The sequence below is a fragment of the Nonomuraea sp. B208 genome (genome assembly GCF_057536035.1).
On sequence record NZ_BAAJOU010000024.1, the window covers coordinates 18,290 to 31,180 of the forward strand.

At 74.3% G+C, this 12,891-nt stretch carries 15 protein-coding genes; 11 read left to right on the forward strand and 4 right to left on the reverse strand.

What is annotated here, in order from left to right:
• The first annotated feature begins 89 nt into the window (after window positions 1–89).
• Window positions 90–1,217: a winged helix DNA-binding domain-containing protein gene (locus AC27IY_RS26110; protein ID WP_371247099.1), complete on the forward strand. Its 1,128-nt coding sequence runs from the start codon at window positions 90–92 to the stop codon at window positions 1,215–1,217.
• 37 nt (window positions 1,218–1,254) lie between these two features.
• Here the strand turns inward: AC27IY_RS26110 and AC27IY_RS26115 are convergent, their stop codons facing one another.
• From AC27IY_RS26115 to AC27IY_RS26125, 3 genes are all read right to left on the reverse strand, one after another.
• Window positions 1,255–2,040 (reverse strand): TetR/AcrR family transcriptional regulator, encoded by a 786-nt coding sequence (locus AC27IY_RS26115; protein ID WP_344215262.1) that lies wholly within the window; start codon window positions 2,038–2,040, stop codon window positions 1,255–1,257.
• 77 nt (window positions 2,041–2,117) lie between these two features.
• A complete protein-coding gene (locus AC27IY_RS26120; protein WP_487179445.1) occupies window positions 2,118–2,741 on the reverse strand; it encodes a GNAT family N-acetyltransferase in 624 nt (207 codons plus the stop codon).
• Window positions 2,738–3,121, reverse strand: coding sequence for a MerR family transcriptional regulator (locus AC27IY_RS26125; protein ID WP_423448632.1), 384 nt, complete (start codon window positions 3,119–3,121; stop codon window positions 2,738–2,740). Before AC27IY_RS26125 ends, AC27IY_RS26120 begins: the two co-directional genes overlap by 4 nt.
• A gap of 51 nt (window positions 3,122–3,172) precedes the next feature.
• Between AC27IY_RS26125 and AC27IY_RS26130 the strand changes: the two genes are divergently transcribed.
• The 8 genes from AC27IY_RS26130 (at window position 3,173) to AC27IY_RS26165 (ending at window position 10,191) form a co-directional block, all read left to right on the forward strand.
• Window positions 3,173–4,360 (forward strand): MFS transporter, encoded by a 1,188-nt coding sequence (locus tag AC27IY_RS26130; protein ID WP_449951973.1) that lies wholly within the window; start codon window positions 3,173–3,175, stop codon window positions 4,358–4,360.
• A gap of 91 nt (window positions 4,361–4,451) precedes the next feature.
• Window positions 4,452–5,054: a Dps family protein gene (locus tag AC27IY_RS26135; RefSeq protein WP_344215254.1), complete on the forward strand. Its 603-nt coding sequence runs from the start codon at window positions 4,452–4,454 to the stop codon at window positions 5,052–5,054.
• 60 nt (window positions 5,055–5,114) lie between these two features.
• On the forward strand, window positions 5,115–5,468 hold the full coding sequence (locus AC27IY_RS26140; RefSeq protein WP_423470565.1) for an MmcQ/YjbR family DNA-binding protein: 354 nt from the start codon (window positions 5,115–5,117) through the stop codon (window positions 5,466–5,468).
• Window positions 5,469–5,625: 157 nt separating this feature from the next.
• Window positions 5,626–6,690 carry a small ribosomal subunit Rsm22 family protein gene (locus AC27IY_RS26145; RefSeq protein WP_449951978.1) on the forward strand — a complete coding sequence of 355 codons (1,065 nt, stop codon included), beginning with the start codon at window positions 5,626–5,628 and terminating at the stop codon, window positions 6,688–6,690.
• A gap of 70 nt (window positions 6,691–6,760) precedes the next feature.
• Entirely contained in the window at window positions 6,761–7,537 is a 777-nt protein-coding gene (uppS, locus tag AC27IY_RS26150) for a polyprenyl diphosphate synthase (RefSeq protein WP_364452490.1), read from the forward strand.
• Window positions 7,538–7,539: 2 nt separating this feature from the next.
• Window positions 7,540–8,319, forward strand: a complete 780-nt coding sequence (locus AC27IY_RS26155; RefSeq protein WP_487179447.1) for a GNAT family N-acetyltransferase — start codon at window positions 7,540–7,542, stop codon at window positions 8,317–8,319.
• Window positions 8,320–8,360: 41 nt separating this feature from the next.
• The gene (locus AC27IY_RS26160) at window positions 8,361–9,242 is read left to right on the forward strand and encodes a pentapeptide repeat-containing protein (protein WP_364452485.1); all 882 of its coding nucleotides are present in this window, start codon (window positions 8,361–8,363) and stop codon (window positions 9,240–9,242) included.
• Window positions 9,243–9,327: 85 nt separating this feature from the next.
• The gene (locus AC27IY_RS26165) at window positions 9,328–10,191 is read left to right on the forward strand and encodes an SMP-30/gluconolactonase/LRE family protein (protein ID WP_487179448.1); all 864 of its coding nucleotides are present in this window, start codon (window positions 9,328–9,330) and stop codon (window positions 10,189–10,191) included.
• A 127-nt stretch (window positions 10,192–10,318) separates the two neighbouring features.
• On the opposite strand, the gene AC27IY_RS26170 is transcribed toward AC27IY_RS26165, so the two are convergent.
• Window positions 10,319–10,924 (reverse strand): TetR/AcrR family transcriptional regulator, encoded by a 606-nt coding sequence (locus AC27IY_RS26170; protein ID WP_487179449.1) that lies wholly within the window; start codon window positions 10,922–10,924, stop codon window positions 10,319–10,321.
• 93 nt (window positions 10,925–11,017) lie between these two features.
• On the opposite strand from AC27IY_RS26170, the gene AC27IY_RS26175 reads away from it, so the two are divergent.
• Both AC27IY_RS26175 and AC27IY_RS26180 read left to right on the forward strand, forming a co-directional pair.
• Complete coding sequence (locus AC27IY_RS26175) at window positions 11,018–11,899, forward strand: SDR family NAD(P)-dependent oxidoreductase (protein ID WP_487179450.1); 882 nt, start codon at window positions 11,018–11,020, stop codon at window positions 11,897–11,899.
• The gene (locus AC27IY_RS26180) at window positions 11,896–12,846 is read left to right on the forward strand and encodes an endonuclease/exonuclease/phosphatase family protein (RefSeq protein WP_487179451.1); all 951 of its coding nucleotides are present in this window, start codon (window positions 11,896–11,898) and stop codon (window positions 12,844–12,846) included. Before AC27IY_RS26175 ends, AC27IY_RS26180 begins: the two co-directional genes overlap by 4 nt.
• The last annotated feature ends 45 nt before the right edge of the window (window positions 12,847–12,891 follow it).

Sequence of the window (12,891 nt, forward strand, 5' to 3'; positions counted from 1 at the left end):
CACTTGAACCGCCGACGCGGAACCCACCTTTCCGCGTTCGTCCCTACGGTGAGCGGTGAAAGCGGACGGGCCGACCGAGGAGAACGTCGATGATCGCACTGTCGTGGCCGCAGGTGAGCGCGCGCCGGCTGGAGCGGGCCGGCCTGGGCGCGGAGCCCGCCAGGACCGGCCCGGCGGAGGTCGTGGCGGCCATGTGCGGCGCGCACGCCCAGGTGATGTCGGCGGCGGAGGTCTCCGTCGGCCTGCGCCTCGCCGGAGCCACCCGCGCGCACGTGCGCGCCGCGCTGCGGCCCGGCGGCGAGCTGGTCAAGACGTACGGGCCGCGCGGCACCGTCCACGTGCTGCCCGCCCGCGACCTGGCCACGTGGGTGAGCGCGCTGTCGTCGCTGCCGGCGGGCAGGAACCCGTTCGGGCCGTCCGTGCGGCTCACCCCCGAGCAGACCGAACGGGTGGTGGCCGCGATCACCGAGGCGGTCGCCGCGGACGAGCTGACCATCGACGAGCTGAGCGACCGGGTCGTGGACCTCGCCGGGCCCTGGGCGGGCGACCTCGTCATGCCGGCGTTCGGCGGGAACTGGCCGCGCTGGCGGCAGGCGATGCACCTGGCCGCGCACCGGGGCGCGTTCGTGTTCGGGGCCGGACGGGGGCGCAAGGTCACCTACACCGCGCCGCCCGCCGCCGCCCCCGTCGTGGACGGGCTCGGCGAGCTGGTGCGCGGCTACCTGACGGCGTACGGGCCGGCCACGCCGGAGCAGTTCGCGCAGTGGGCGGGCGGGCCGGCGCGGTGGGCGGCGCGCGCCTTCGAGGGGGCCGGGCTGGAGGAGGTGCTGTTCGAGGGGCGGCCGGCCTGGGTGGTCGCCGGGGACACGGCGGTGCCTGAGGAGCCGCCGCGTGGGGTGCGGCTGCTGCCGTACTTCGACGCTTACGTGGTGGCGGGGCGGCCCCGCGAGCTGCTGTACGCCGGGCCGGCGGCGGCGCGGGCGCTCAACCGGGGGCAGGCGGGCAACTTCCCGGTGCTGCTCGTGGACGGCGTCGTGGCGGGCGTCTGGCACCAGCGCCGCTCCGGCGACCGCCTCGACGTGACCGTGGAGCCGCTCCACGAGCTCGGCCCGGAGGCGGAACGGGAGCTGGAGGAGCAGGTGGAGCGGCTGGGCGAGGTGCTGGAGGCCCGGCCCCGGCTGACCGTCGGCACGGTCACCGTGGGCGCGCACGCCTGAACAAATCGCCGAGCCCGCCGCGCCTGACTCGCCGCGGTCATGTCCTGCGGGTGCTGGCCTCGATGCCGTCGAGCACCACGTCCAGGCCCGCCAGGAACGCCTCGCGGGTCCGGTGCTCCAGGTAGGGCTCGCCGTCGCCGCCGGGCCAGTCGTCCTCCGACTCCACCCACCGCGCCATCGGGTAGCGCCCGGCGAACCCGGGAGCCACCTCCTCCAGCAGCGACGCGCGGGCCCGCCACCACTCCTCGTCCGACACGCCGGTCTCCGACGGGGCCTCGCGCGACTCGGCGACCGTGCGGGCCGCGCCGCGCACGAAGTCGTACAGCAGGGCCACCACGCCCCGCACCCGGGCCGGCCGCAGCCCGGTCGCCCGCAGGATCCCGACCAGGGTCTCCAGCGCCGCGAACTCGTTGGGCCCGAGCACCGGCCGGGCCTGCGACACCTGGAGGATCCACGGGTGACGCAGGTAGAAGGCGCGGGTCTGCTCGGCCCACGCCGCGACCGCCGGGCGCCAGCCGCCGCTCAGGTCGTACTCGGCGGGCAGCTCGGCCATCGCCCGGTCGTACATGAGGTCGACCAGCTCGCCCTTGCTCGGCACGTACGTGTAGAGCGCCATCCCGCTGCGGCCCAGCCGCTCGCCGACCTTGCGCATCGACAGGGCCGCCATGCCCTCGGCGTCGGCCACCTCGATGGCGGCGTCGACGATCACGTCCACGCTCAGCCCCGGCTTCGGCCCCGGCCGGGTCTCGCGCCGCTCCTGCCCGTCGCGCCACAGCAGCGCCATCGAACGGCGGGCGTCACCCTGACCGGCGTAGACGACCAACGCGCGACTCCCCGTACGGACCCGACTGTGCTACGCCGTGAAGCGTAGCAGCGCCGTCCCCGACGTACGGGCCTGGCTCAGCCGGGGACCAGCAGGACCTCCGAGCCGATCGGGACGTACCCGGCCGCGAGGAAGGCGCGCACGCTCGCCGCGTTGCCCGGCGCGATCTGCGCCCACAGCGGGCGGGCCGCCAGGTGGCGGGCGGCCGTGGCGAGGAGCCGGCCGAGCCCGCGGCCCCGGTGGCCCGGCTCCACCTCGACGGCGGCCTCCCAGCGGCCGGCCACGCCCCGCCCCACGGTCAGCAGGCCGCCCTCGCACGTCCAGACGCGCACCTCGTCACGGTAGGCGAGGGCCCGCTCGACCCGTGGATGATCGGCCGCGGTCACCTCGCGCAGCGCGAGCGGCGGCGGCCCGGGAAGCGGGTCCGCCACGGCGAGCAGGTCGAGGTTCCCTGCGCTCCGCCCGGTCCGCAGGCCCAGCTCCAGCAGGAACGGCGGGTTCACCGGGGCCGAGAGGTCGCCGGCGGGCAGCCGCTCGCGTACCCAGTCGGGCGGCAGGTCGGCGAAGACGACCGTGTGCCCCGTGAACGCGATCACGCCCAGGTCGCGCGGGGACGGCTGGGCCACCACCGTCAGCCCGCCGTCCGCAGCGGGCGGCGCGCCGCGCTCGGCGGCGGCGAGCACCGCCTCCAGAGTGCTCAACGCCCGGCCCCCTGCTTGGCCGCCTCGACCGCCTCCAGGTAGGCGAGGATGCGGTCCCGGTTGCGTGACAGGCACTCCACCCGCTGCTGGATGCGGGCCGCCTCCGACCTGAGCAGGTCGGCCAGCTCGGGCGTCAGGCAGTCCGGATGCAGATGGATGTCGTCGGGCCGGTCGAGGAACGGGATGATGCGGCGGATGATGTCCGTGGTCAGCCCCGAGTCGAGCAGCCCCCGGATCTGCTGCACCCGGTAGACCGCCGCCTCCGGATAGACCCGGTAGCCGTTGACCGCCCGGTCCGGGCGCAGCAGGTCCTGCTCCTCGTAGTAGCGCAGCATCCGAGCCGGTACGCCCGTGCGGCGCGACAGCTCCCCGATCCTCATGCGGCCTCCTCGCTTGCCTTCTCATTGATGAGAAGGTTTCAGCATGGTCGCATGACCGACACGATGACCGCTCCTCCGGGGCGGGACTCCCGCCTGCCCTGGGCCGGCCTGCTGGCCCTGTTCACCGCGGCGTTCACCGCCGTCATGACCGAGCTGCTGCCCGCCGGGCTGCTGCCGCGCATGGCCGAGGCCCTGGACGTGCCCGAGGGCCGGGTCGGCTTCCTCGTCACCGGGTACGCCGTGGCCTCCACGCTCGCCGCGATCCCGCTCACCGCCCTGGCGCGCGGGCTGCGGCGACGGCCCGTGCTGGTGACGGCGCTGAGCGGGTTCGCGCTGCTCAACGCGGTGACCGCGGCGTCCTCCTGGTATCCGCTCACCTTCGCCGCGCGGCTGCTCGCCGGCGTGATGGGCGGGCTGCTGTGGGCCATGCTCGTCGGGTACGCCGCCCGCATGGTCCCCGCCGAGCGGCGCGGGCGGGCCATCGCCATCGTCTCGGCCGGCATCACCGTCGCCCTGTGCGCGGGCCTGCCCGCGGGCGCGGCGCTCGCCGCGGCCCTCGGCTGGCGGGCCGCCTTCGCCGGGCTGGCCTGCGTGGCGGTCGCGCTGGTCGGGTGGGTGCTGTGGAAGGTGCCGGACTTCCCCGGCGAGGCGGCGGGGGAGCGTACGCCGCTGCGGCAAGTGGCGGCGGCCCCCGGCGTGCGCGTCGTCCTCGGCACGACCGCGCTCGTCCTCGTCGGGCACCAGGCCGTCTACACGTACCTGGCGCCGCTGGCCGAGCTGTCGGGGACGGCGGCGACGAGCGTCGTGCTGCTGGTGTTCGGGGCCGGGACCGTCGCCGGGATCTGGGCCACCGGCGCGACGATCGACCGGCGGCCCCGCGCGGCGCTGCTCGTGGTGCTGGCCGTGATGGTCGCCGTCATGCCCCTGCTGGGCGGGCCCGGCTGGACGCCGCTGGCGGCCGTGGCCCTGTGGGGCGCCGCGTTCGGCGGGGTGCCGACGCTGCTGCAGACGGCGCTGGTGCACGCCGCCGGGCCGGGCCACGCCGACGTCGCCACCTCCATGCAGACCACCGTCTACAACGCCGGCATCGCCGCCGGCTCGCTCACCGGCGGCCTCGTGCTGGAGTCCGCCGGGGCGGCGGCGCTGCCGTGGACCGCGCTCCCGCTGCTGGCCTGCGCCCTGGTGACGGCCGTGGTGGCCAGGCGGCACGCGTTCCCCCGGCGGCCCGCCGCGGATTGACCCTCTCTTGTGCCGGCTCGCGGCGGCGCTTGGCGCGGCAGAGGGGAGGTTGAAGGGGATCGTTGCCATCCGCCGTCGTGAGGAGACGCGCATGACGACCAGACGCCCTGCCAAGGCGACGCGGTCCAAGACCGACAGCCAGCCGTGGCTGCACATGAACGGCGTGCAGATCCAGGAGTTCGGCACCGTGCGGATGTTCCCGCTCGGGCTGTCGCGGGACGCCCGGATGTACTCGTGCGAGCGGCTCAACCAGATCCTGGCCGACACCCAGATCCTCCACGCCCTTTACAAGAAGCATCACTGGCTCATGCGCGGCCCGACCTTCTACCAGCTCCACCTGCTGCTGGACAAGCACGCCGGCGAGCAGCTCGAACTGGTCGACCAGATCGCCGAGCGGGTGCAGACCCTCGGCGGCGTGGCCGTCGGCGACCCGCGCCACGTCGCCGAGATCACCGTGATCCCGCGCCCGCCGAACGGCTGCGAGGAGGTGCCGGCCATGCTCTCCCGCCTGATCGAGGCCCACGAGACCATCCTGGTCGCCTGCCACGACGCGGCGGGCCGGGCACAGGAGATGGGCGACGACGGCACCAACGACCTGCTCGTCTCCGAGGTGATCCGGACGAACGAGCTGCAGACGTGGTTCCTCATCGAGCACCTGGTGGACACGCCGCTCGTCGAGACGCCCGGGAGCTGAGCGAGGGAAATTGTCGGAGCCGCGCGGTACGGTCGGCGTCTCGGCGAGCGGGAGGCGTACATGATCGACGACGAGGTGGCGGCGCGGCTGCGGGAGATCTGCCTGGGCCTGCCCGAGACGGAGGAGCAGCCGTTCGGCGGGCACACCGCGCCCAGCTTCCGGGTGCGGGGCAAGCTGTTCGTCATGACCAGCGAGGACGGGCGGTCGATGACGTTCAAGGCCGGGCCCGGCGTGCAGGAGGCGCTGGTCGGCTCCCAGCCTGAGCGCTTCTTCGTGCCGCCCTACGTCGGCGCCAAGGGCTGGGTCGGGGCGTGGCTGACGGCCGGGCACGACTGGGACGAGCTCGACGAGCTGATCAGGGACAGCTACCGCCTGGTCGCCCCCAAACGCCTGGCCGCCCTCCTCGACGCCTGACCCCACACGGCGGCGCTTTCGCGCGGCGTTCGCCTGTCCGAGGGCGGCGCTCCCGCGCGGGGGGCGCCGTGGTGGCGTGGATGGCCGATAATGGCCGAGGCCCAGCGTGCGGGCGTTCCCCGCACCGTCCCGCCCGTTCTCGAAAGCGACTCCGCCCATGCTGCCCGACGACCTCCGCGCCGCCCTGGACCAGGCCCTGGCCCGGCACTCGCCCCAGGAGCTGGCCCGCTCGGTCGCGCGGCTCACCGAGCGCTACCGCGGCGGCGCGACCGGCGCGACCGGTGCGACCGGCGAGGCCGCGCACATCCGCGGGCAGGCCGACGTGGCCGCCTACGCCGCCTACCGCATGCCGGCCACCTACGAGGCCGCCGCGCTGGCGATGCGGCACGCGGCGGCCCGCGTCCCGGGGTTCGCGCCGGTCAGCCAGCTCGACGCGGGCGGCGGCACCGGGGCCGCGATCTGGGCGGCCGGGGCCACGTGGCCGTCCCTGCGCCAGGTCACGGTCATCGAACGCGACCCGCAGATCATCGACCTCGGCAGGCGTCTCGCCCGCACCGCGCAGGCCCCCGGGGTGCGCGGCACCGCCTGGCGGCAGGCCGCCGTCGGGTCCGGCCTCGACCGGCCGCGCGCCGACCTCGCGACCATGTCGTACGCGCTGGGCGAGTTCGCCGAGCGGGACCGCGCCGACGTCGTACGCTGGCTCGCCCGCGACGCCGCCATGGTGCTGGTCGTCGAGCCGGGCACGCCCGCCGGCTACGCCACGATCGCCGCGGCCCGCGAGGTGCTGCTGGCCGAGGGCCTGAGCGTCGTGGCCCCCTGCCCCCACGATCGCGCCTGCCCGATCGAGCCCGGCCGCGACTGGTGCCACTTCTCGGTGCGCCTGCCACGGACGTCCCTGCACCGCCAGGTCAAGGCGGGCACCCTCAGCTTCGAGGACGAGAAGTTCGCCTACGTCGCCGCCACCGCCCGCCCCGCGCCGGCCCCCGCCGCCGACCGGGTGCTGCGCCACCCGCAGAAGCGCAAGGGCGTGGTGTCGCTGCGCCTGTGCACCGACGCCGACGGCATCCGCGACGTGCTCGTCTCCAAGCGGCAGGGCGAGCTCTACCGCCGCGCCAGGGACGTCGGCTGGGGAGACGCCTGGGAGGCCACCGGGGAAGCCGCCGGTGAGGCCACCAGAGAAGCCGCCGGGGAAGCGGATCGCCCCGCGGCCGACCCCGGATGACGGCGACCTCCCGGCGCCGACTTTCTCGAATCCTCCCGAACCGGCCGACCCCGCACGCCATTCTTAGGGGGTGCACGTAAGCGATCTTCTTCATCCCCTGTACGCCCGGCGCCTGCGCCGCCAGGTCTCGACCGGCCCGCTGCCCCGGCACGTCGGTCTCATCATCGACGGAAACCGCCGCTGGGCCAGGCAGAAGGGCCTGCCCAACCCGAGCATCGGCCACCAGTACGGCGCCGACCACATCCAGGACGTGCAGGTGTGGTGCGAGAGCCTCGGCATCAGGCACCTGACGGTGTTCCTGTGCTCGACGGAGAACCTCCAGCGGCGCGGCGACAAGGAGGTCGCCTTCCTGCTGCGGGTCATCGAGGAGATGGTCGCCGACCGGCTCGCCCGCCCGGGCGCCCGCTGGCGGGTGCACGTCGCCGGGCTGCTCGACATGTTGCCCGACACCACCGCCCGTGCGCTGAAGAACGCCGTCGAGGCGACCCGCGACTGCGCGACCGGCTTCCACCTGACGCTGGCCATCGGCTACGGCGGCCGCCAGGAGGTCATCGACGCCCTGCGCGAGCTGCTGTACGAGCGGGCCGAGGCCGGGCAGAGCATGCACGAGCTGGCCGAGACGCTGACCGCCGACGACCTCGCCGGCCACCTCTACACCGCCGGGCAGCCGGACCCCGACCTGGTCATCCGCACCAGCGGCGAGCAGCGCATGTCGAACTTCCTGCTGTGGCAGTCGGCCTACTCCGAGCTGTACTTCTGCGAGGCGTACTGGCCGGCCTTCCGCGAGATCGACTTCCTGCGCGCGCTGCGCAGCTTCGCCGCCCGCCAGCGGCGCTTCGGGGGCTGAGCGTGAACCACGATGAGGTGCTGAGCCTGTACGAGCGGCGCTTCCGCCGCGAGCCCGCGCCCGAGATGCCCGGGGCCGTGGTGGAACGGGCGGGCGCGGTCGTCCGCCAGTCCGGCCCCGCGCCCTGCTGGAACGGCGTCCTGTGGTCCGACCTCGACGAGCGGACCGCGGACGCCGCCATAGCCGAGCAGATCAGCCACTACGCGGAGCTGGGCACGGAGTTCGAGTGGAAGCTCTACGACCACGACCGCCCGGCCGACCTCGACCGGCGGCTGCTCGCGGCCGGCTTCACCGCCGAGCCGCCCGAAACCCTCATGGTGGCCGAGACCGCGCGGATCGCCGTCCCCGCCGCCCTGCCCGCCGCTGGGCCGGAGGGCGTCCAGTTGGTGCCGGTGACCGGCATGGACGGCGTCGAGCTGGTGGCCGACGTGCACGAGCGGGTGTTCGGGGCCAGCCGCGTACGGATCAGGGAACGGCTGGCCGTGCAGCTGGCCGAGGGAAGCGTCGTGGCCGTCCTCGCCATGGCGGGCGACGTGCCGGTCAGCGCCGCCCGGATGGACCTGCACTCCGGCACCGAGTTCGCGAGCCTGTGGGGCGGGGGCACCGATCCGGAGTGGCGGGGGCGCGGCATCTACCGGGCGCTGGTCGCCTACCGGGCCCGCGAGGCGCTCGCCCGCGGATACCGCTACCTGCAGGTGGACGCCTCCGCCGAGAGCCGGCCGATCCTGACCCGGCTCGGCTTCGCCGCCCTGGCCACCACCACGCCGTACACGTACGGGTGACTATCCTTGAGCGTCCGCCCGCGCCCGAGGAGATTCGCACGTTGTCCCCTGCTGACGACTTCCGTGAGCTGGAGCTGCTGTCCGACTGCGGCAGCTGCTTCGGCCTGTGCTGCGTCGCGTTGCCGTTCGCGGCCTCGGCCGACTTCGCCGCCGACAAGGCCGCGGGGGACCCCTGCCGCAACCTGCGCGAGGACTTCCGCTGCTCGATCCACGAGCGGCTGCGTCCGAGCGGCTACCCCGGCTGCACGGTCTTCGACTGCTTCGGGGCGGGGCAGAAGGTCTCGCAGGTCACGTTCGGGGGGCGGAGCTGGCGGGCCGCGCCGGAGACGGCCGGGCAGATGTACGCCGTCTTCCCGGTCATGCGGCAGCTCCACGAGCTGCTGTGGTACCTCGCGGAGGCGCTGTCCCTGGAGCCCGCCCGGCCGGTCCACGCCGAGTTGCGCCGCGCGCTCGACGAGACCGACCGGCTCACCCGGCAGGACGCCGGCGCCCTGGAGAAGTACGACGTGGCCCCGCACCGGGCCGCGGTCAACGAGCTGCTGCTGCGGGTCAGCGAACTGGTCAGATCCGGCCCCCAGGGAAAGGGCCGGGGCAAGGACCGGCGTGGGGCCGATCTCATCGGGGCCCGGCTCAGGGGCGCGGACCTGCGGCGGGCGAACCTGCGGGGCGCGTACCTGATCGGGGCGGACCTGCGTGGCGCGGACCTGCGGGAGGCCGACCTCATCGGCGCCGACCTGCGCGGCGCCGACCTGGCGGGCGCCGACCTCACCGGCGCGATCTTCCTCACGCAGGCCCAGCTCAACGCCGCCGCCGGCGACGCCGCCACCCGCGTCCCGCCCGCCCTGACCCGCCCCGCCCACTGGCCGGAGACGGCCTCCCGGCCCGCGCCCGCCAGGACCGCCCGCCGCCCGCGCCGCCGCTGACCCGGGGCGCGCGAGAAGGGCGCGCGAGAAGGGCGCGTGGGAGCATCGTGCCAACATCACGTCCAGCACCCTGGAGGAGATCGGCATGAGCATCACCGTCTACCCCGTGACCGACCCGGTGTCCGAGCACGGCGAGGGGCCGGTGTGGTCCGCCCGCTGGGGCGGGCTGCGCTGGGTGGACATGCTGGCCGGCGACGTGCTGGCGCTCGACGGCGCGACGGTGCGGCGGCGGCACGTGGGCAAGGTCGCCGCCGCGCTGCGCCCCCGCGCGGCCGGCGGCTACGTGGTCGCCGCCGAGCGCGAGCTGCTGCTGGCCGACTCCGACGACCTCGACGCACCGCTGCGCCCGCTGGGCGGCGAGGCGTGGAGCGACCCGTCCGTACGGATGAACGACGGCGGCTGCGACCCCGACGGCCGCTTCTACATCGGCAGCATGGCCTACGACGCCGCCCCGGGGCGCGGCTCGTTCTACGTGGCCGGCCCGGACGGCGCCCTGCGCGTGGTGCTGCCGGAGGTGACGATCTCCAACGGGTTCGACTTCAGCCCCGACGGCTCGCTCGCCTACTACGCCGACACCGCCACCGGCCGGGTGGACGTGTTCGACTACGGCCCGGACGAGGGGCTCGACGGGCGGCGGCCGTTCGCGTACGTCGACCCGGAGCGGGGCCAGCCCGACGGGCTGACGGTCGATGCCGAGGGCGGCGTCTGGGTGGCGCTCTGGCAGGGCGGAGCCGTGCACCGCTACGACCCCGCCGGCCGGCTCGACGCCGTCGTCGCGCTGCCGGCGCGCCAGGTCACGGCGGTGGCCTTCGGCGGTGACGACCTCGGCCGGCTGTTCATCACCACCTCGGCGCTGGGCGTGGACCGGGCCGAGCAGCCGCAGGCGGGGGCGGTGTTCGCGGCCGACCCCGGCGTCCGGGGCCGCCCGGTGCTGCCGGCCGCCTTGTGAGGGCGCGCGGCCTGCGTGCGGTGGGCGCGGGCCCAAGAAAGCCGGCCCGGTCTTGCCCGGTCCAGGAGAGGGTGATGCTCGCAGGAACCGGTTTCCGCACCCGCGGCCCTCTCCCTCAACCGTCCCGTCAGTCGAGATCGCCGCTGAGGTAGCGCTGGACGAGGGGAGCCAGGATTGCGACCAGGTGCTCGCGATCCAGGGAGGCCAGTGGCTCGACCCGCAGCACGTATCTGGCCGTGGCGACGCCCAGCAGGTGCGCGCCGGTGAGGTTGGCCCGCAGTTCGGCTCGATCCGCCCCGATGGCGCGGGCGAGGGGAAGCATCACCTCGTCCGACATGAACGAGGCCACCATCGCCGATGCGCTCGGCGACGCCGACACGCCGCGCACCACCGCGAGGAGGCGTGCTCCTGTGCCGGGCGCCTCCCAGAGTTCGAGATAGCGGCGCGTCAGCCGCTGTCCGAGGTCCGCGAGGTCGCCGTCGTGCACCAGAGCGGTCAGCGACCGAACGGGCGGATCGGCCCGCAGGGCGGTGTCGAAGAGCTTGTCCTTGTTGCCGAAGAACTGCAGGACCAGCGCCGGATCCACGCCGGCGGCCGCGGCGACGCCTCGGATGGTGGTCGCCGTGTAGCCCTGCTCGGCGAAGCTGTGCTGGGCCGCTGCCAGGATCGCCTCGCGCGTCCCTGACACGCCGGGACGGCGCCCGCCGGCCCTCTTCTGACGGGTCTCGCTCACTCCACAAGGGTAACTCACCCCTGTTGAGTTTCGTGCCGATGGCGGACTATCGTGAACTCACCATCGTTGAGTTACCTCGTGAAGGGAGCAGCGATGTCACGAACGGTCATGATCACCGGAACGTCATCGGGAATCGGCTGGGCCACGGCTCTGGCGCTGGCCGCCCGGGGCTTCACCGTCTTCGCCGGCATACGCGAGACGGCCGACGGCGAGGCGCTGCGCCACGCGGCCGGCGACCGGATCATCCCCCTGTACGTCGACGTCACCGACGCGGACTCGATCGCCGCGGCCGTGGTGCGGGTGGAGCAGGCCACCGGCGCGGCCGGGCTGGCCGGGCTCGTCAACAACGCCGGGATCGGCGCGCCCTGGCCGATGGAGCTGGTGCCGCTCGACGAGTTCCGGCGTCATCTGGAGGTGAATCTCACCGGCCAGCTCGCCGTCACCCAGGCGTTCCTGCCGCTGGTCAAGCGTGCCAGAGGGCGGATCATCAACGTCGGATCCGAGGGCGGGCGCATCACGCTGCCGTTTCTCGGCCCCATCACCAGCGCCAAGCACGGGCTGGTCTCGGTGACCGACGCGCTGCGCATGGAGCTGCGCCCGTGGAACGTGCACGTGAGCATCGTGGAGCCGGGCGCCACGCGGAGCAGCGCCCCCGCCAAGCTGGTGGAGAACGGACGCCGCGCCGTCGCCGAGCTGTTCTCGCCGCAGGGCCGCGCCGACTACGGCGCGACCGTCGAGCACGTCATCGGGAAGATCGCCGCGAGCAACCAGCGCAGCGGCAGCCCGCCCGAGGTGATCGCCGGAGCCGTGGTGAGGGCGATGACCTCCCGGCGGCCGAGGACGCGCTATCCGGTCGGCGGCCACGCCAAGCTTCTCACCCGGCTGCGGCGGGTGCTGCCCGACCGCGCGATGGACGCGCTGTGCACGCGAATGCTGGACCTGCCCACCGGAGCGAGATCGGAGTACGTGAGATGAGACTGTTCGCCCGCGCACTGGTCGCAGTGCTGACATGGGGCGCGACGCTGCTGCCCGGGGGCACGGCACACGCCGCCGATACGGTGGTCGAGACCATCAACGTGTGGCAGTGGAACGTGGCCGGCTGGGCGATGAACGACGGCTCCACGACCACCGGCATGGTCGAGGCCGCCGCCGCGTCGATCGTGAACCGGGACGCGGATTTCGCGGCCTTCAACGAACTGTGCTGGAGCCAGTACGTGGCACTGCAGGACCGGCTGAAGGCGGCCGATTGGCCCGAGGGCGACAGCTTCGCCCGCTTCGCCACCATCCGGGAGACGACCTGCGACGGTGAGCCGTTCGGCATCGCTCTCTTCAGCCGGCGGCAGCTCGGCATCGCCAAGAAATACGACCTGCCGGCAGACGGGCGAGGCGGGGTGCACAAGCTCCTCTGCGCGCCGCTGGACGCCCGGCCGCACCTGCGGTTCTGCACCACGCACATCACCGGCTCGGAGGCGACGGTCGGCGGGAGCAACATCAAGACACAGCAGCTGGCGGCGGTACGGGGCCACCTTGAGGACCTCCACGACAACGGCGACACCGTCCTCATCACCGGCGACTTGAACGTGCGGCCGCATGACGAGCGGCTCGACAGCTGGTACTCGTCGAGTCTCGACGTGCCGAACAACGGCGGCAACACCGGTGCGTACAGGGAGCTGGACGACGAGGACCCGCGATGCCCCGGCGTCGGCGAGACGACCGTCAACGAGGTCAACGGGGACGGCGAGCCGATCGGCGTCGAGGAGCCCTGCGGCCAGCGCCCCAAGATAGACCTGCTCTTCGTCCGGGAGAGCGCCATCACCGGCCCGTACACCGGTGACGCGCTGGGCAAGGGCACGGCCTGCGGCGGAGCGTGTTCCGACCATCGCGTGACGATCGGCACGGTCCCGGTCCGCATTCGGCTCTGACGGCCTGGCCGGCCGCCGGCCTGGGTGGGAGGTCCCCGCCGCGAC